The organism is Pseudomonas thivervalensis (genome assembly GCF_001269655.1).
In the GTDB taxonomy this organism is placed as follows: domain Bacteria; phylum Pseudomonadota; class Gammaproteobacteria; order Pseudomonadales; family Pseudomonadaceae; genus Aquipseudomonas; species Aquipseudomonas thivervalensis.
The window spans coordinates 179,187-196,510 of the sequence record NZ_LHVE01000002.1; the positions used below are offsets into that span (position 1 = coordinate 179,187).

Consider the following 17,324-nt stretch of genomic DNA (forward strand, 5'->3'; position numbering starts at 1 on the left):
TTTCCTCCAGGTCATTGGGTTGAGAGCAGCGAATGCTGGCGCAGGAAATCGGCGGCAACGGCGGAAGGGCTTTCGTGGTCGACGTCCACGCGGGCGTTGAGCTGGCGCATGGTTTCGTCGTCGAACAGCTCGGCCAGGGGCTTGAGCTGCGCGGCCAGTTGCGGGTGCGCGTCGAGGAACGCCTGGCGCACCACCGGCGCGGCGGTGTAGTCGGGGAAGTAATGCTTGTCGTCTTCCAGCAGCTTCAATTTGAACGCATTCAGGCGCCCGTCAGTGGTGTACACCAAGCCGGCGAATACCTGGCTGTTGCGCAGGGCGGTGTAGACCAGTCCCGCGTCCATCTGGCGGATGTTCTTGCGGGTCAGGTTCATGCCGTACTGCTCGACCATGCCCTTCAGCCCATCGGAGCGGTTGGCGAACTCGGTGTCCAGGGCCACCAGATGGTTCTCGTCGGCCTCGGCCTGCAACACGGTGTTCAACTGGCTGATGGAATTGATCTGCGGGTACTTCTTCGCAACCTTCTCCGGCAGCGCCAAGGCGTAGGTGTTGCTGAATTTCGATGGGGCGAGCCAGACCAGGCCTTTTTTCGCGTCGAGTTCTTTCACTCGGGCGTAGGACTGGGCGCTGTCGAGTTTCTCGGTGACATGGTTGTAGGCCACCAATGACACGCCGGTGTATTCCCAAAGTAAATCCAATTGCCCGGTTTCATGGGCGCTACGGGCCAGGTTGCTGCCCAGTCCGCCAGTGACTTGCGCGTCGTAGCCTTTGTCGCGCAGGTATTGCGCGGTGATCTCCGCCAGCAAGGTCTGCTCGGTGAATACCCGGGCGCCGAGGCGGATCAGCGGTTTTTCTGCAGCTTGGGCAAACCCGGCGAACAGCAGCAGGCAGCCCAGGATCAAACTCAACTTCTTCATAACGATTCCTTTATCCAGCCAGGCTCAGGACGGTCGCAGACCGCGTTCCAGCCAGAGGCGGCTGGCCAGCGTCACCAGGCCGTCGAGCAGCAATGCCAGCAGGGCGGTGCAGGCCGCGCCGAGCAGCAGTTGCGGCTGGTTGTTCAAGGCGATACCGGGGAAAATCAGGCTGCCGAGGCTATTGGCGCCGATCAGGAACGCCAGGGGCGCGGTGCCGACGTTGATTGCCAGGGCCACGCGCACGCCACCGACGATGATCGGCACGGCGTTCGGCAACTCGACTTTCCACAGCACCTGGCGCGGGGTCATGCCGATGCCGACGGCGGCTTCCTTGAGGGCGCCCTGGACATTCTTCAGGCCTTCATAGGTGTTGCGCACGATGGGCAACAGCGAGGCGAGGAACAGGGCGAAGATGGCGGGCCCGCTGCCGATGCCCAGGATGCCCAGGGCGATAGCCAGCACGGCCAGGGGCGGAACGGTGTTGCCGATGTTGAACACTTGCATGAAGCGTTCGGCACGCCCGACCATGCCGGGGCGGCTGAGGGCGATGCCGGAGGGGATGCCGACAATCAGGGCCGCCAGCATGGAGGCCAATACAAGCATCAGGTGCGCTTGCAGGTAGAACAGCAGGTCGTCGCGGTAATGTTGGATCGTATCGATGCCGATCCAGTGGACCAACAGGGCAAGAAGGGCGACGACGACCGCACCCCCCATAAGCCCTTTGCCATAGTGGATAGCCACAGGCGGACTCCTTTTTCTTTCAGTCGGCGCACGCTGTCCCGGGCGGCGGACCATCACTGGTCGCCAGGAAAACGTTCGCGAGAAGCAGCTCTTTTCGATGCCGTTTGAACGGCCGTCGAAGTGAGCCATGAGCGCAGCCTCGTCAGGCTAACTTGCTGATTTTCAAGACCCTGACGAATGGCCGTAACAGGGAAGTGGACGTCTGTGCGGCTTGAAAGGTTCCCTCACAAGGCACCGTCGAACCTCTGTAGGAGCTGGCGAAGCCTGCGATCCTTTGGCATTTTCAGGGACGCCGAAGATCAAAAGATCGCAGGCTTCGCCAGCTCCTACCGTGCACCAACGCCTATGTACGGTGGTCCATGAGGGGCGTTTTGGGCTATACTCGCCGCCCTTTTTTGAATCACCTGCCAGGCGATTTCCCATGACCAAACAGGCCGCCGAAGTCGCGAAACGCCGCACTTTCGCCATTATTTCCCACCCCGATGCCGGTAAGACCACCATCACCGAGAAGCTCTTGCTGATGGGCAAGGCGATTGCGGTCGCCGGCACGGTGAAATCTCGCAAGTCCGACCGCCATGCCACCTCCGACTGGATGGAAATGGAAAAACAACGGGGTATCTCCATTACCACGTCGGTCATGCAGTTCCCGTATCGCGATCACATGATCAACCTGCTCGACACCCCGGGCCACGAAGACTTCTCCGAAGACACCTACCGCACCCTGACCGCGGTGGACTCGGCACTGATGGTCCTCGACGGCGGTAAGGGCGTCGAGCCGCGGACCATCGCGCTGATGGACGTCTGCCGTCTGCGGGACACGCCGATTGTCAGCTTCATCAACAAACTCGACCGCGACATCCGCGACCCGATCGAACTGCTCGACGAGATCGAAGCGGTCCTGAAGATCAAGGCGGCGCCGATCACCTGGCCGATCGGTTGCTACCGCGACTTCAAGGGCGTGTACCACCTGGCCGACGACTACATCATCGTCTACACCGCCGGTCACGGGCACGAGCGCACCGAAGTCAAAATCATCGAGAAGCTCGATTCCGACGAAGCCCGCGCCCACCTGGGCGACGAATACGACCGTTTCGTCGAGCAACTGGAACTGGTGCAGGGCGCCTGCCATGAGTTCAACCAGCAAGAATTCCTCGACGGCCAACTGACCCCGGTGTTCTTCGGTACCGCCCTGGGCAACTTCGGCGTGGACCATGTGCTCGACGCCGTGGTCGACTGGGCCCCGCGCCCTCTGGCACGGGTCGCCAACGAGCGCACCGTGGAGCCGGTGGAAGAGAAGTTCGCCGGCTTCGTGTTCAAGATCCAGGCGAACATGGACCCCAAGCACCGCGACCGCATCGCCTTCATGCGCATCTGCTCCGGCAAATACGAAAAAGGCATGAAGATGCGCCACGTGCGCACCGGCAAGGACGTGCGCATCGGCGACGCCTTGACCTTCTTCTCCTCGGAACGCGAGCAGCTGGAAGAAGCCTTCGCCGGTGACATCATCGGCCTGCACAACCACGGCACCATCCAGATCGGCGACACCTTCACCGAAGGCGAAGCCCTGGGCTTCACCGGCATCCCGCACTTCGCCCCGGAACTGTTCCGCCGCGTACGCCTGAAGGACCCGCTCAAGTCCAAGCAACTGCGCCAAGGCCTGCAACAACTGGCCGAAGAGGGTGCCACCCAGGTGTTCTTCCCGGAGCGCAGCAACGACATCATCCTCGGCGCCGTCGGTGTGCTGCAGTTCGACGTCGTCGCCAGCCGCTTGAAAGAGGAATACAAGGTCGAGTGCTCCTACGAGCCGATCACCGTGTACTCCGCCCGTTGGGTCGAATGCGGCGACAAGAAAAAGCTCGAGGAATTTTCCAACAAGGCTGTGGAAAACCTCGCACTGGATGGCGGCGGTCACCTGACCTACCTGGCCCCGACCCGGGTCAACCTGGCGCTGATGGAAGAGCGCTGGCCGGACGTGAAATTCCGCGCGACGCGGGAGCATCACTAAGCATCAAGCGTGACCCACTGTGGGAGCGAGCTTGCTCGCGATGGCAGTGGGTCAGCTTGCATCGATGTTGGATGTGCCAGCCTCTTCGCGAGCAAGCTCGCTCCCACACTGGGTTTTGGGGTGTTAGTCGGATTGGAGATAACGCTTATTCGAAACCGATCTGTCAGGCGGGGGCATTTCTGATGGTTCGGTGGCGTCCTATCTGGTGAACCGGCCTGTTCAGAACTAGATTTTCTTGAGCGCCGTCGGGCCCCGGCTTTATCCGGAACAGAAGGAATGGGTTATGAATAAGCTGCTACGCATGATGTTTTTGCTGAAGGTGTTGGTGATGCTGTCCCTCGGTTCCACGGCGGCGTGGGCCGAGTGCGATGAGCATGAGAAGCACGCGTCGAGTGGCTCGGTGGTTCAAGGTGAGTTGATGCTTGCCGCGACCGACGCGGATGCAGGCGATCCGGACGATGGCGAGGATGACGATGGTTCGCCGGTCGATCCGCCGGACGGTGATGAGGATGAAGAGGGCGATAGCCAGACGTAGGTTCTGGCCTGAAGAAAACCCCTCCAGCCCCCACTGATACTCAGTCGGGGCTGGAGGGGTTTTTAATGTCGGGTGCATGACCCAAGGCAAAGACTGACTCCTGTGGCGAGGGAGCTTGCTCCCGCTGGCCTGCGCAGCAGGCCCAAGAAGAGGGGCCGCTGCGCTGCCCAGCGGGAGCAAGCTCCCTCGCCACAAGTGCTTTTCTGCCTTAAGTGCTTCTGCCTTTTAGCCTTACGCCGCGCCGTCGAGAAACCGCTCGGCGTAGTGACACGCCACCAACCGGTTATCGAGCGGCCGCAACGCCGGTTCTTCAGTCTTGCAACGCTCGGTCGCATACGGGCAACGCTTATGGAAAGCGCAGCCGGACGGTGGGTTGAGCGGGTTGGGCAGTTCGCCGACGATCTTGATCTTCGGCTTGTTCGGGTCTGGGTGGATGGTCGGGGTGGCCGACAGCAGCGCCTGGGTGTACGGGTGCAACGGGTGGCTGTAGATGTTCTCGTTGGGGCCCATTTCCACCGGGCGGCCGAGGTACATCACCATCACTTCATCGGCGACGTGTTGCACCACCGCCAGGTTGTGGGAAATGAACACGTAGGCGGTGTTGAATTCCTGCTGCAGGTCCATGAACAGGTTCAGCACCTGGGCCTGGATCGACACGTCCAGCGCCGAGGTCGGTTCGTCCGCCACCAGCACCTTGGGTTGCAGCATCATGGCGCGGGCCAGGGCGATGCGCTGGCGCTGGCCGCCGGAGAACATGTGCGGGTAGCGCTGGTAATGCTCGGGGCGCAGGCCCACCTGCTTCATCATCGCCTGGACTTTCTCGCGCCGCTCGGTGGCCGACAGGTTGGTGTTGATGAGCAACGGCTCGGCCAGTTGATCGCCGATTTTCTGCCGTGGATTGAGGGACGCGTACGGGCTCTGGAAGACCATCTGCACATCTTTGCGCAGCTGCTTGCGTTCGGCCTTGTTGGCGCCGGCCACTTCCTGCCCGGCGATTTTCAAGGAGCCGGCGGACGGCTCTTCGATCAGCGTCAGGGCCCGGGCGAGGGTGGATTTGCCGCAACCGGATTCACCCACCACGGCCAGGGTCTTGCCGGCTTCCAGTTCGAACGACACACCGTTGAGGGCGCGCACGGTCGCATGGCCCTTGAACATGCCACGGGACACTTCGTAATGACGGGTCAAGTCACGGGCGGTAAGTACGACGGCCATCACGCCACCTCCTGGTTCAACGGGTAGAAGCAGCGGGCGAGGCTGTTGGATTTCGGATCGAGGGCCGGGCGTTGTTGACGGCAGTTGTCCTGCACGTACGGGCAGCGCGGCGAGAGCAGGCAGCCTTGCGGACGGTCATAGCGACCGGGGACGATGCCGGGCAAGGTCGCCAGGCGCTCGGCGCCCATGCTGTGCTCCGGAATCGCCGCCAGCAGTGCTTCGCTGTACGGGTGGGCCGGAATGTCGAACAGCTCCGGCACCTGGCCCACTTCCACGGCCTGGCCGGCGTACATCACGCAGACGCGCTGGGCGGTTTCGGCCACCACGGCGAGGTCGTGGGTGATCAGCACCAGGCCCATGTCCTGCTCTTTTTGCAGGGCCAGCAGCAGGTCCATGATCTGCGCCTGGATGGTCACGTCCAGGGCAGTGGTCGGTTCGTCGGCGATCAGCAGCTTCGGCTCGCCGGCAATCGCCATGGCAATCGCCACACGTTGGCTCATGCCGCCGGACAGTTGATGCGGGTAGGCGTCCATGCGGCTGGCGGCGCCGGGGATCTCGACTTTTTCCAGCAGTTCGATGGCGCGCTTGCGCGCGGCCTTGCCGGACATCTTCAGGTGCAGGCGCAGCACTTCTTCGATCTGGAAGCCCACGGTGTAGCTGGGGTTGAGCGCGGTCATCGGGTCCTGGAACACCATCGCCAGATCCTTGCCGACGATCTGCCGGCGCTGGCGGTTGCTCAGCTTGAGCATGTTCTTGCCGTCGAAGTTCAGCGCATCGGCGGTGACGATGCCGGGGTGCTCGATCAGGCCCATCAGCGCCATCATGGTCACGGATTTACCCGAGCCCGATTCGCCGACGATCGCCAGGACTTCGCCTTTTTCCACGCTCAAGTCGAGGCCGTCGACCACCGGCACGGCGGTGGCGTCGCCGAAGCGGACGTTGAGATTCTTGATTTCTAGCAGTGACATGGGAATCTCCTCAGGCGGCATTCTTGAGTTTCGGGTCCAGCGCATCGCGCAGACCGTCGCCCATCAGGTTGATTGCCAGCACGCTGAGCAAAATGGTCAATCCAGGCAGGCTCACGACCCACCAGGCGCGTTCGATGTAGTCGCGGGCCGAGGCCAGCATGGTGCCCCACTCCGGGGTCGGTGGCTGGACGCCGAGGCCGAGGAAGCCCAGGGCGGCGGCGTCGAGGATCGCCGAGGAAAAGCTCAAGGTCGCCTGGACGATCAGCGGTGCCATGCAGTTGGGCAGCACGGTGATGAACATCAGGCGCGGCAGGCCGGCACCGGCCAGGCGGGCGGCAGTCACGTAGTCGCGGTTCAGTTCGCCCATCACGGCGGCGCGGGTCAGGCGCACGTAGGACGGCAGCGAGACGATGGCGATGGCGATCACGGTGTTGATCAGGCCTGGGCCGAGGATGGCGACGATCGCCACGGCCAGCAACAAGGACGGCAGGGCGAGCATGATGTCCATCAGGCGCATGATGGTCGGGCCGAGGAGGCGCGGGAAGAACCCGGCGAACAGGCCCAGCAGGATGCCCGGGATCAGCGACATCACCACCGACGACAAGCCGATCAGCAGCGACAGGCGCGAACCCTGGATCAGGCGCGACAGCAGATCGCGGCCCAGCTCGTCGGTGCCCAGCAGGAACTGGATCTGCCCGCCCTCAAGCCACGCCGGCGGCGTCAGCAGGAAGTCACGGTATTGCTCGCTCGGGTCGTGAGGCGCGACCCACGGGGCGAAGATCGCGCAGAACACGATCAGGATCATGAACAGCAGCCCGGCGACGGCGCCCTTGTTGCGGGAAAACGCTTGCCAGAATTCTTTGTACGGGGATGGGTACAGCAGGCTTTGATCGACTGCTACCGCGGTAGTTGGAGTACTCATGGTTTTGATCTCAGCGCTGGTGACGGATGCGTGGGTTGGCAAAGCCGTAGAGGATGTCCACGACGAAGTTGACCAGAATCACCAGGCAGGCGATTAACAGGATGCCGTTCTGCACCACGGGATAGTCCCGGGCGCCGATGGCTTCGATCAGCCACTTGCCGATGCCCGGCCAGGAGAAGATCGTTTCGGTCAGGACCGCACCGGCCAGCAGCGTGCCGACCTGCAGGCCGACCACGGTCAGCACAGGGATCAGCGCGTTGCGCAGGCCATGCACGAACACCACGCGCGACGGCGACAGGCCCTTGGCCTTGGCGGTACGGATGTAGTCTTCGCGCAGCACTTCGAGCATCGAAGAGCGGGTCATGCGGGCGATCACCGCCAGCGGAATGGTGCCCAGCACGATGGCCGGCAGGATCAGGTGATGCAGGGCATCGAGGAACGCGCCCGGCTCGTCGGCCAGCAGCGTGTCGATCAGCATGAAGCCGGTTTTCGGCTCGATGTCGTAGAGCAAGTCGATCCGCCCCGACACCGGTGTCCAGCCCAGGGACACCGAGAAGAACATGATCAGGATCAGGCCCCACCAGAAGATCGGCATTGAATACCCCGCCAGGGAGATGCCCATCACCCCATGGTCGAACAGGGATCCTCGCTTGAGTGCCGCGATCACCCCGGCCAGCAGGCCCAGGATACCGGCGAACAACAGGGCGGCCATGGACAGTTCCAGGGTCGCGGGAAACAGGGAGCTGAACTCGGTCCATACGCTTTCACGGGTACGCAGCGATTCGCCGAGATCGCCCTGGGCCAGTTTGCCGATGTAGTCCAGGTATTGGGCATACAGCGGTTTGTTGAGGCCAAGGCGTTCCATTGCCTGTGCATGCATTTCGGGATCGACCCGACGTTCGCCCATCATCACTTCCACGGGGTCGCCGGGGATCATGCGAATCAACGCGAAGGTCAGCAAGGTGATGCCGAAGAACGTGGGGATCAATAATCCCAGTCGGCGGGCAATAAAACTAAACATCTTCAGGTGTACCTCATCAGCCGGTTAGGCGTGCCCGGCAATCCTTGGGTGAAGGTTGCCGGGCGTTTTCTTATCTACTTCACCTGGGTGGTGGCGAAGTTGTTGGTGGTGAGCGGGCTAATCACATAGCCCTCTACGTTGTTGCGCATTGCCGTGAACATGCGGGTGTGGGCCATGCTGATCCATGGCTGGTCCTGGTTGAAAAGCACCTGGGCCTGTTCATAGAGCTTGGCGCGCTCCTCGGGGTTCACTGTGGCGCGTGCCTGGTCGAGCAGCGCCTGGAATTTCTCGTTGCACCAGCGCGCGTAGTTTTCGCCGTTCTTGGCGGCCTCGCAACTGAGCATAGGCGTCAGGAAGTTATCCGGGTCGCCGTTGTCGCCCGCCCATCCGGCGGAGACCATGTCGTGTTCGCCGTTTTTCGCGCGCTTGAGCATTTCGCCCCATTCCATCACGCGGATGTCGACCTTGATCCCGACCTTCGCCAGGTCCGCCTGCATCATCTGCGCGCCGAGCATCGGGTTGGGGTTGGTCGGGCCGCCGCCGTTGCGGGTGAACAGGGTGAACACGGTGCCTTCCGGCACGCCGGCTTCCTTGAGCAACTGGCGGGCCTTGTCCAGGTCGCGGGTCGGGTTCTTCAGATCGTGGTTGAAGCCCAGCAGGGTCGGCGGGTACGGGTTGACCGCCACGGTGGCGTTGCCCTTGCCGAACAGCGCGTTGACGTAGGCTTCCTTGTCGAAGGCCAGGTCAATGGCTTTGCGCACCCGCACGTCGCTCATGTATTTGTGGCTGGTGTTCATTGCGGTGTAGGAAACGGTCATCGCGTCCAGCTCGGTGACCTTCAGGTTCGGGTCTTTCTTGATGCTGGGGATGTCATCGGGTTTAGGGTACAGCGCGATCTGGCACTCGTTGGTCTTGAGTTTCTGCATGCGCACATTGTTGTCGGTGGCGATGGCCAGTACCAGCGCATCGGCCGGCGGCTTGCCACGGAAGTAGTCCGGGTTGGCCTTGAAGCGCACCTGGGCGTCCTTGTTGTAGCGCTGGAACACGAATGGCCCGGTGCCGATCGGCTTGCTGTTGAGGTCGCCGGTCTTGTTGGCCTTGAGCAACTGGTCGGCGTATTCGGCCGGGTAGATCGACGAGAAGGCCATGGCGATGTCGGCCAGGAACGGCGCTTCGCGGCGGGTCAGGGTGAACTTGACCGTGTGCTCGTCGACTTTCTCGACGTTCTTGAGCAGCTCCTTGAAGCCCATGCTTTCAAAGTAGGGGAAGCCCACGCTCGACAGTTTGTGCCACGGGTGATTCGGGTCCAACTGGCGCTGGAAGCTCCAGACCACGTCGTCGGCGTTCATGTCGCGGGTCGGCTTGAAGTAGTCGGTGGTGTGGAACTTGACGCCTTTGCGCAGGTGGAAGGTGTACGTCAGGCCATCGTCACTGATGTCCCAGGATTCGGCCAGGGCCGGAATCACTTCGGTGGTGCCAGGCTTGAAGTCGGCCAGGCGATTGAAAATGGTTTCCGCCACGGCGTCGGCGGTGACTGCAGTCGTGTACTGGACCATGTCGAAGCCTTCCGGACTGGCTTCTGTGCAAACCACCAAGGGTTTGGCCGTGGCGCCAACGGCGACGCTCAGCAATGCGGCGGCGATGGCGGCGCGTAGGGGAATCATGTTCATCGTCAATCCTCTGCAATCGGGTCAATGGCAAAAGACCGGGCGGGCGACCTTGTGAGTCGACCGCCCGGTGGCAGTTTAGAGAATGTTGAACGGGATGGTGGTGACCAGGCGGAACTCGTTGAGGCTGCCGTCGGCCTGGTTTTCGCTGGCGCGGTGTGCGGTGTAGGTCGCACGGATCGCGGTGGCTTTCAGTGGGCCGCTCTGTACGGCATAGGATGCGCCGATGCCGTATTCGTAATGGTGTTCACCGTCCATCGACTGCACGCTGGCATATTCGCCACCTTTGTAATGAGTACCGTCGATGCCCCAGCCGCGCGCCTGGTAGATGTTGAACTTCAGCCCCGGCACACCATATTCGGCCATGTTCAGGCCGTAGGCGATCTGGAAGGATTTTTCGTTCGGGCCGTTGAAGTCCGACAGCAGGGAGTTGGCCAGGTAGATGCCGTTGGTTTCGTGCAGGTAGTCGAAGTACTCGTTACCGTTCACTTCCTGGTACGAGAAGGTCAGGCTGTGAGCTTGGTGCGTCAGGCCAAACGATAGGGAGTAGGTGTCGTTGTCAATGTCACCCAGGACGGCTTTGCCTTCGTCCACGGTTTTGTAGTAGTTCAGACCCGTGGTCAGGCTTAGCACGGAGCTGTCACCCAAAACATGGCTAGCGCCGAAGTAGTATTGGTTCCACATGTCCTCGGCCTGAGTTGCCCACAGACTGGTGGTCAGGCTGGCGAGAGGCTGGTAACTGATGCCGGCGGTGTATACGTGATCGATTTCAACAAGGTGATCAGCATATTCTGCACGGAACTTACGCTGGCTTTCCTCTGTACGTGGGGAGTTTCTATCGAACGTGGCCAGGTCGAATGACAGATTTTCCAGCTCTTCGCTATGCAGGCTCACACCTTGGAAGCTGGAGGGCAGAGCACGGTTGCCGATCACATCGACCATTGGGCTGCTGAAATTCTGCCGTCCCGCGGTGAGGGTGGTGTTAGAAATACGGGCCTTAACGTTTGCCAGACCCAATTTGCTCCATTGGTCCTGAGCGTCGCCGCCATTCTCAGTCAGGGTGCGGTTGTTGCCTCGGCCGCCAACACCTGGAATTGGAGCTCCGCCATTCCCGGATGCGAGGTTCTTTCGGTCTCGCTCCAGGGCGATGGCATTGTAGGCGGCTACCTCGGTGCTGAAGCCTACCGTGCCCTCAGTGAAACCCGAGTTGTACTTGATGATAGTGCCCTGCAGCCAGTTGATACGGCGGTCGGTTTGACGCGTTTCACCGTTTTGACGGTAGGACAGTTTGGCACCACGCTTGAATTGCTCATTGGCGTACCAGTTACGGGTGGACCCCGTCACCGATTGGCCTTCGATGAAACCTTTGGCTTCGCTTTGCTCGCTAGTGGTCTTGAGGGTCACCGGGGTGACCGCCTGGCTTTGGGATTCTGCAAACGCCGTTGCGCTAATGCTGCTGATGGCCAAGGCCAGTATCGCGGTGCTGCTCAGTTTCATCGGTAACGCTCCTTTCTTTCTTTTTTATGCCGATCTTTTTGGGTGATTCGGCTATCGGTTTACAACTCATTCACAGCTGGCAAACGTTTGCTGGGTGCCTGATTGGCGAATTACGGCAAGACGTCGACGTGGGGCTTCCAAAGGAAGCCCGCGCTGTGTGGCTAACGGTTATGGGTTCAGGCTGACGCCCGAAAAGACATTGCGACCGAAGGGGCTGACTTTGAACCCTTCGACTTTGGCACTCAGCGGCTGGTTGACCGTCGAGTGGGCAACAGGGGTGATCGGCACTTGCTGCTTGAGCAACTGCTGGGCCTGTTTGTAGAGCACGGTGCGCTGGTCGCGGTCGGTGACGACCTTGGCCTGCTTGATCAGCTTGTCGTAATCCTGGTCGCACCACATGGAGTAGTTGTTGCCGCCAATGGCATCGCAGCTGTACAGCGTGCCGAGCCAGTTGTCCGGGTCCCCGTTGTCACCGGTCCAGCCGATCAGGCTGATGTCGTGCTCGCCATTCTTGGTGCGCTTGATGTACTCGCCCCATTCGTAGCTGACGATCTTCACTTTCAAGCCAATCTTCGCCCAATCCGCCTGGAGCATCTCGGCCATCAACTTGGCGTTGGGGTTGTACGGGCGCTGCACGGGCATGGCCCAGAGGGTGATTTCGGTGCCTTCCTTGACCCCGGCGGCCTTGAGCAACTCCTTGGCTTTTTCCGGGTTGTAGGGCGTGTCCTTGATGGTGTCGTCGTAGGACCATTGGGTCGGCGGCATGGCGTTCTGCGCCAGTTGTCCCGCGCCCTGGTACACGGCATTGAGAATGCCCTGTTTGTTCACCGCCATGTCCAGGGCCCGACGCACTTCGACCTGGTCGAATGGCTTATGGCGGGTGTTATAGGCGATGTAACCGAGGTTGAAGCCGGGCTTCTCGATCAGTTGCAGCTTGGGGTCATTCTTCAAGGCTGGCACGTCGGCCGGACGTGGATGCAGGGTAACCTGGCATTCATTGGCCTTGAGCTTCTGCACCCGTACCGAGGCATCGGTGTTGATGGAGAAGATCAGGTTGTTCAGTTTCACCCGTTCTGGCGCCCAGTACTGTTTGTTGGCGACGTAGCGGATGTTGGAGTCTTTCTGGTAGCTCTTGAACTCGAACGGCCCGGTGCCGATCGGCTTCTGGTTGATGTCGCTCGGCTTGCCGCTCTTGAGCAACTGGTCGGCGTATTCGGCCGACAGGATCGCGGCGAAGCTCATGGCGATGTTCTGGATGAACGCGGCGTCCACGCTGTTGAGGGTCATGACCACGGTCAACGGCCCGGTCGCTTCCACCTTGGCGATGTTCTTGTTCAGGCTCATGCCGTTGAAGTAGGGGAACTCGGTGGGGTAGGCCTTGCGAAACGGATGCTGCGGATCAAGCATGCGGTTGAAGGTGAACAGCACGTCTTCGGCGTTGAAATCCCGGGTCGGCGTGAAGTAATCAGTCGTATGAAACTTCACTCCTTCGCGTAGGTGGAACGTGTATTTCAAACCGTCTTCGGAAATGTCCCAGCTCGTCGCCAGGCCCGGGACGACATTGGTCGCGCCTTTTTCAAACTCGGCCAGGCGGTTGTACAGCGGTTCGGCGGCATCGTTGTCGGTGGCCGTGGTGTATTGCGCGGTGTCGAAACCGGCAGGGCTGCCTTCGGAACAGAACACCAGGCTGCCGCCGGCGGCTTGGGTGGCGGATGTCGCGGCCAGCAGGCCGGTGCCCAGCAATGCGGATAAAACCAAGGTATGGCGCATGACGCTCCCTCTCTCGTTCGGGGTGTTTGACAGTGAACCGGTGTCCTTGCGGGGGCAGGTCCGGTGCACTGGGCTCATTCCATTGCGTAAACAGCGTTGCCACAGGGTCAGCAAACCGGCCGTCCCGACGTTATGAGTCGCGGGCAAGGCAGTAAATGCGTAACGCCTGGAAGACCTGTGGGAAAAGGCGATGCGTCCTAAGCCAACCGCGGTGGGCGGTGCTTTTGGAGGCGGCGGTTTCCTTGGGGCTCGGCAGAAAAAGCAACGGCGACGTCAAGGACGCCGCCATTGCTGATCATTATTTGCTGACGCTGACGCCGTAGAAGGAGTTCAAGCCAAAGGGGCTGATCTTGAAATCCTGCACGTTGGCGCGCATGGGTTGATACACCGTCGAGTGAGCGATAGGTGTCATTGGCACGGCGTTCTTGAGGACGTGTTGTGCCTGTTTGTAGAGTTCGGTGCGCTTGGCCTGGTCGGTGGTGCGCTTGGCTTCTTTCACGAGGCCGTCGAATTTCTTGTCGCACCATTTGGAGAAGTTGTTGCCGGCCAGCGAGTCGCAGCCGAACAGCACGTTGAGCCAGTTGTCCGGGTCACCGTTGTCGCCGCTCCAGCCGATGATCATCGCCTGGTTCTCACCGCCTTTGGAACGCTTGATGTACTCGCCCCATTCGTAGCTGACGATGTTGACGTTCAGGCCGATCTTCTTCCAGTCGGACTGCAGCATCTCGGCCATCAGCTTGGCGTTCGGGTTGTATGGACGCTGCACCGGCATCGCCCACAGGGTGATGTTGGTGCCTTCCTTGACGCCGGCTTCCTTGAGCAGCGCCTTGGCTTTCTCAGGGTCGTACTTGGCGTCTTTGATGGTGGTGTCGTAGGACCATTGGGTCGGTGGCATGGCGTTGACGGCCAGTTGGCCGGCGCCCTGGTAGACCGAGTCGATGATCTGCGGCTTGTTGACCGCCATGTCCAGCGCCTGGCGGACTTTCAGGTCAGCCAGCACGTTCGGCTCGTTGCTGCCCTTGATCTTGTCCATCACGTTGTAGGCGATGTAGCCCAGGTTGAAACCCGCCTGGTCAGGCATCTTCAGTGCCTTGTCTTCCTTCAGGGCCTTGAGGTCGGCCGGGCGTGGGAAGAGGGTGATCTGGCATTCGTTCTTCTTGAGTTTCTGCATGCGCACCGATGGGTCGGTGGTGATGGCGAAGATCAGGTTGTCGATCTTCACGTCGTCAGGCTTCCAGTAGTCCTTGTTCCCGGTGTAGCGGATGTTGGAGTCTTTCTGGTAGCTCTTGAACACGAACGGGCCAGTGCCGACCGGCTTCTGGTTGATGTCGGAGGCTTTGCCGTCCTTGAGCAACTGGGCGGCGTATTCGGCGGACTGGATCGAGGCGAAGCTCATGGCCAGGTTCTGGATGAACGCAGCGTCGACATCTTTCAGGGTGAACTTGACGGTGTGGTCGTCGACTTTATCGACCTTGGTGATGTTGGTGTCCATCCCCATGTCGGTGAAGTACGGGAATTCGGTTGGATACGCCTTACGGAAAGGGTCGTCCTTGCTGATCATGCGATTGAACGTGAACAGCACGTCGTCGGCATTGAATTCACGAGTCGGCTTGAAATACGGGGTGGTGTGGAACTTGACGCCTTCACGCAGGTGGAAGGTATAGGTCAAGCCGTCTTCGGAAATATCCCACTTGGTCGCCAGGCCAGGAATCACGGCGGTGCCGCCGCGCTCAAACTGGGTCAGGCGGTTGAACATGGTTTCTGCAGAGGCGTCGAAGTCGGTTCCGGTGGTGTACTGACCAGGGTCGAAACCGGCCGGGCTGCCTTCGGAGCAGAACACCAGGTTAGTCGCGGCGGAAGCGAAGGGAGCGCTGGCTAACAAGCCTGCGCCGACTAAAAACGGAATGACCGCGTGTTTAAGCATGTTGGCCTCATGATTTGTTGTCATTTTTGGATTTGAGGGCGACCTCGTGAGTCGTCCTGCGGATACTTATGCAGGCCCCATACCCAATGCAAGATCCAGAGCGGTTACAAGTCTGAAACAGTGGCACGAACGTACCTTAATGTCGCATCTGTGTAACTTCTGACGCATTTGATCGTTTGCGCGTGTTTTTTCGGGGCAAATCACGCCCTTTCCCGGTGCGCTGCCTGGCTGTAACGCACCGGAAATGGGCGGGTGTTACTTCTTCAAACCCACGCCGTAGAAGGGTGTGAGGCCGAATGGGCTGAGTTTGAAATCCACCACTTGCCTGTTTATCGGCTGGAATACCGTGGAGTTGGCGATCGGGGTGATCGGCACCTGTTGCTTGAGGATTTTCTGCGCTTGTTGGTACAAATCGATCCGTTGCTGGCGGTCCGTCGAGACCTTGGCCTGCTGGATCAGGCGGTCATACGCTGGGTCGCACCACTTGGCGTAGTTGCTGCCCTTGACCGCCGAGCAGCTGTACAGCACCCCTAGCCAGTTGTCAGGGTCGCCGTTGTCGCCGGTCCAGCCGTAGATCATTGCGTCATGCTCACCATTTTTCGCACGCTTGATGTACTCGCCCCATTCATAGCTGACGATGTTGGCCTTTATCCCGATCTTGGCCCAATCCTGCTGGATCATCTGTGCCGACATGCGTGCATTGGGGTTGGACGCGCGTTGCACCGTCATTGCCCATAAATCGATGGTAGTACCCGGCGCAACCCCGGCCTCCTTGAGTAGCGCCTTGGCCTTGGTCACGTCGTGGGGCGCGTCCTGGATGGCCGGGTCGAACGACCATTGGGGCGGCGGCAAGGCGTTCTGCGCCAGTTGCCCGGCGCTCTGGTACACGGCCTTGATGATCGCCGGCTTGTCGATGGCCATGTCCAGCGCCTGGCGGACCTTGAGCTGGTCCAAAGGCGGGTGCGTGACGTTGTAGGCCAGGAAACCCAGGTTGAAACCGGGCTGCTTGAGCACTTGCAGGTTGGGATCCTGTTCGATCACCTCGATGTCGGCCGGGCGTGGATAGCCGCTGACCTGGCATTCGCCGCGCTTGAGCTTTTGCAGGCGCACGGCGGCGTCCGGGGTGATGGAAAAAATCAGATTGTCGAGCTTCACGTCCTCGGGTTTCCAGTACGCGGTGTTGGCGACGTAGCGGATCTGCGAATCCTTCTGGTAGCGCTTGAACACGAACGGCCCGGTGCCGACGGGTTTCTGGTTCAGGTCGCCGGCCTTGCCTTCCTTCAACAGCTGCGCCGCGTGTTCGGCGGATTGCACCGAGGCAAAACTCATCGCCAGGTTCTGCACGAATGCCGCATCGACGTTGTTCAGGCTGAAACGCACGGTGTGCTCGTCGACCTTCTCGACACTCTTGATCGTGGTGTTCAGGCCCATGTCGGTGAAATACGGCGATTCGGTGGGGTAGGCCTGGCGGAACGGGTGTTGTGGGTCGAGCAGGCGTTGGAACGTGAACAGCACGTCGTCGGCGTTGAAGTCGCGGCTTGGGGTAAAGAACTCGGTTGTATGAAATTTCACACCCTCGCGTAGGTGGAAGGTGTAGGCCAGGCCATCGGTGGACACGTCCCAGCGGGTCGCCAAGCCGGGCTCGACCTCGGTGCCGCCGCGCTTGAACTGGGTGAGGCGGTTGAAGACGGTTTCGGCCGAGGCATCGAAGTCGGTGCCGCTGGTGTATTGGCTGGGGTCGAACCCGGCTGGGCTGGCTTCGGAGCAGTAGACCAGGGTGGTGGCGGCTTGGGCCAATGGCGCTGCGCTGATCAACGCGAACGCGAGCAAGAGGGGCTTTAAAGTGGTTCTGTCCATGAAATCCCTTGGGGCGTGACGAAGGTTTTTCCGAAGACTAGCGGTTGGGACTGGGATGTAGGAAATATCCAAAAGTAAGGGGCACCCCTGGGTTTGGGCATACCGAATTTCTCAGCAATATTTAATTGACGCCGGAATAATGGCTATCTAGTATCGCGCCACTATTTTGATATTGCTTTCTGGGCAGAGGATGACGAACGTCTTCCTTGCCTTGTGAACGAGGTCGTGTCTGGCTTTTCGGCCACCGGCCTCGCACGGATGACCTCCTTTAAAATTGCGCTGCAACGAGAC

General features: G+C 60.5%; 13 protein-coding genes. 2 read left to right on the forward strand and 11 right to left on the reverse strand.

Annotated elements, in window-relative coordinates; genetic code table 11:
* Positions 1–11: 11 nt before the first annotated feature.
* Positions 12–914, reverse strand: a complete 903-nt coding sequence (locus AD659_RS03475; RefSeq protein WP_053118402.1) for a glycine betaine ABC transporter substrate-binding protein — start codon at positions 912–914, stop codon at positions 12–14.
* A gap of 24 nt (positions 915–938) precedes the next feature.
* Positions 939–1,628, reverse strand: a complete 690-nt coding sequence (locus AD659_RS03480; RefSeq protein ID WP_173667207.1) for an ABC transporter permease — start codon at positions 1,626–1,628, stop codon at positions 939–941.
* A 448-nt stretch (positions 1,629–2,076) separates the two neighbouring features.
* Between AD659_RS03480 and AD659_RS03485 the strand changes: the two genes are divergently transcribed.
* Entirely contained in the window at positions 2,077–3,660 is a 1,584-nt protein-coding gene (locus AD659_RS03485; RefSeq protein ID WP_053118406.1) for a peptide chain release factor 3, read from the forward strand.
* Between the two features lie 283 nt (positions 3,661–3,943).
* On the forward strand, positions 3,944–4,195 hold the full coding sequence (locus AD659_RS03490) for a hypothetical protein (protein ID WP_053118408.1): 252 nt from the start codon (positions 3,944–3,946) through the stop codon (positions 4,193–4,195).
* A 231-nt stretch (positions 4,196–4,426) separates the two neighbouring features.
* Here AD659_RS03490 and AD659_RS03495 read toward each other — a convergent pair whose 3' ends face one another.
* The 9 genes from AD659_RS03495 to AD659_RS03535 form a co-directional block, all read right to left on the reverse strand.
* Positions 4,427–5,407, reverse strand: a complete 981-nt coding sequence (locus AD659_RS03495) for a peptide ABC transporter ATP-binding protein (RefSeq protein WP_053118410.1) — start codon at positions 5,405–5,407, stop codon at positions 4,427–4,429.
* Positions 5,407–6,375: an ABC transporter ATP-binding protein gene (locus AD659_RS03500; RefSeq protein WP_053118412.1), complete on the reverse strand. Its 969-nt coding sequence runs from the start codon at positions 6,373–6,375 to the stop codon at positions 5,407–5,409. The genes AD659_RS03495 and AD659_RS03500 overlap by 1 nt, the downstream gene beginning before the upstream one ends.
* Before the next feature lie 10 nt (positions 6,376–6,385).
* Positions 6,386–7,297 carry an ABC transporter permease subunit gene (locus tag AD659_RS03505; RefSeq protein ID WP_053118415.1) on the reverse strand — a complete coding sequence of 304 codons (912 nt, stop codon included), beginning with the start codon at positions 7,295–7,297 and terminating at the stop codon, positions 6,386–6,388.
* Between the two features lie 10 nt (positions 7,298–7,307).
* Positions 7,308–8,318, reverse strand: coding sequence for an ABC transporter permease subunit (locus AD659_RS03510; RefSeq protein ID WP_053118417.1), 1,011 nt, complete (start codon positions 8,316–8,318; stop codon positions 7,308–7,310).
* A gap of 74 nt (positions 8,319–8,392) precedes the next feature.
* On the reverse strand, positions 8,393–9,988 hold the full coding sequence (locus tag AD659_RS03515) for an ABC transporter substrate-binding protein (RefSeq protein ID WP_053118418.1): 1,596 nt from the start codon (positions 9,986–9,988) through the stop codon (positions 8,393–8,395).
* 75 nt (positions 9,989–10,063) lie between these two features.
* The gene (locus AD659_RS03520; RefSeq protein ID WP_038856860.1) at positions 10,064–11,482 is read right to left on the reverse strand and encodes an OprD family porin; all 1,419 of its coding nucleotides are present in this window, start codon (positions 11,480–11,482) and stop codon (positions 10,064–10,066) included.
* Between the two features lie 168 nt (positions 11,483–11,650).
* Positions 11,651–13,252 carry an ABC transporter substrate-binding protein gene (locus AD659_RS03525; RefSeq protein WP_053118420.1) on the reverse strand — a complete coding sequence of 534 codons (1,602 nt, stop codon included), beginning with the start codon at positions 13,250–13,252 and terminating at the stop codon, positions 11,651–11,653.
* Between the two features lie 298 nt (positions 13,253–13,550).
* Entirely contained in the window at positions 13,551–15,176 is a 1,626-nt protein-coding gene (locus AD659_RS03530) for an ABC transporter substrate-binding protein (RefSeq protein ID WP_053118422.1), read from the reverse strand.
* Between the two features lie 255 nt (positions 15,177–15,431).
* A complete protein-coding gene (locus AD659_RS03535) occupies positions 15,432–17,033 on the reverse strand; it encodes an ABC transporter substrate-binding protein (RefSeq protein ID WP_053118424.1) in 1,602 nt (533 codons plus the stop codon).
* Between the last annotated feature and the right edge of the window lie 291 nt (positions 17,034–17,324).